Below are 2043 nucleotides of genomic sequence, written 5' to 3'. Positions count from 1 at the left end.
CTTTATAATACGAGGAGGTACACCAAGCACACATGGGGCGCTATTTTTCTACCCTTTTTTATAGGTTGCGGGGTATAAAGAACAACGGTTACAACCCGACACCAAGAGAGTTAGTATAAAAATCTATGGAGGTAAAAATCGTAAATTTGAAAAAAATAACTATCTGATAGTATTTCATTGTGTTAAACTAAAGTAATACAGAAGATATTCGGTATGGAGGTACTATAAATGAAAGCGTATCAGTTAAAAATAAAACTTAGAGAAGCTTCTCCTGTTATTTGGAGAAAAGTAACTGTGCCGGCAGGAATTACATTTGAAGGATTGAAAAATATAATAAATATAGTTATGGGTTGGAGTGGAGAACATTTATATTGTTTTGAATTTCCTTGCTTAGGAATTAGCATTGAAGATGATTTTGAAGAGCAAGAGATTTTTTCTGTGAAAGAAACGACGATAGATCGATTTTTGACTTTAGAAAAAGAGTTTGAGTATATATATGACTTTGGTGACAATTGGGAGCATAGTATTATTGTTGAGAAAGAAATTGAAGATTACGCTAAAAATTACGCCGAAGTATTACAATACAAAGGGGGAAACCCGCCCGAAGATTGTGGTGGAGTTGGGTGTTATCGTTCTACTGAGCCATATGATTTGGAAGAAATTAATGAAGAATTGAGAGAAATTGTGCTGAATTTCCGAAAGAATAGCGAAAACAACGATATTACACTGCATGAAATTTTAAGTCAGTTTAAGAAAAATGATTTAGTGGAAATTGCAAAAATTCATCGTTTACATGGGTATTCGCAATATAGAAAAGAAGAAATGATAGATTTTTTATGTCGTGAACTTTTTGATGTAAATGTAATGCGAAGATATTTTTCATTTTTAAATGAAGATGAGTTGAAGTTATTAGATTCAGATGAAAGTCAGATTTATATTACTCCGGACAATTACCTATATAAGTATCTTTTGGAAGGTGCATATGCCGGGTGTAAGAGCGGTTGGAATGGTAAGATTATTTATATACCCAAAGAGGTACGGGAAGCCTACTTGAAAAACTGCGATGATGTTTGGAAAGAAAATCTAAATATGAATAGCCAGTTGTTAATGTATTTGAATGTCGCAGCAGAATTATATGGGATATGCCCCATCAATAAAGCGATAGAACTATATGTGCGAGATGGTGGAGCAGAGAAGAGTATAATTGAAGTGATAGAGTTTTGCGAAAATGTTCCGAAAAATAAGAAGTTATTTACGGTGTATAAAGATGAACTGATTTTAAATCCGTATTGGGAGAGAAGTATGTACAGCGAACTTCGGAAAAAGCAGGCGAAATATTCGTTTTATGAGCCAACTAAAGAAGAAATCGAACATTTGGAAATGAAGGGTTATCTTCCATTTAATAAATATATGATTCAGTTGAAAAAATTTTTTATGAAAGAGGGGGAAGATGAACAGGACGCAGAAATTCTTTGCTGTACGATTCAGATGATTATTCGTATCGGAGGAATGCTTCAAGATGTCGTAGATGTATTGGAAATGGGGTTCATGGATTTTGAATATGTGGTGGAGGACAGCAGGTTAAAAAAACAGTTGTTGACGAGAATTAATAATGTTTGGAGTCATACAAATATGGTGACAAGGCGTGGACATATGATAGAGGAAACTATTGTAGAAAAGCCGAAAAGTAATATTATTGCATTTCCGGGAAATAATCGGTAAAAAAATATATAAAAACAAAGAGGCACTGATGAGGTTTCATTTGAGGTGACCCCTCAAAGTTAGACTTTCACGGAGACTATGAAGAAAAGTCTGTAAATAAGATCTTCTATGATAATGATAGGCGAAAGGCTTGAGTAAAATCAGCTTTTCGCCTTTGTCTTATATATAACAGCTACAAAATTGCATGTCAATAGCAGGCGGGAAATCCGCCCGTCTTTTTGACCTTTTTTATTATTCGGGTAAGCGTCCCTCATACATAATGCTCAGTTCACCATAGACCTGTGCCCAGTTCCGGATCGTTACTGTCCATTTTTTCGTGGC

1 protein-coding gene is annotated in these 2043 nt (G+C 34.7%); it reads left to right on the top strand.

Translation table 11 applies throughout. The features are described 5' to 3' along the window. Positions 1-228 precede the first annotated feature (228 nt). Positions 229-1722: a plasmid pRiA4b ORF-3 family protein gene (locus ACYQ35_RS11695; RefSeq protein WP_459833770.1), complete on the top strand. Its 1494-nt coding sequence runs from the start codon at positions 229-231 to the stop codon at positions 1720-1722. Positions 1723-2043 lie beyond the last annotated feature (321 nt).

Source organism: Faecalimonas hominis (assembly GCF_054660755.1).
This window is presented reverse-complemented; position numbering and strand designations above follow the sequence as displayed.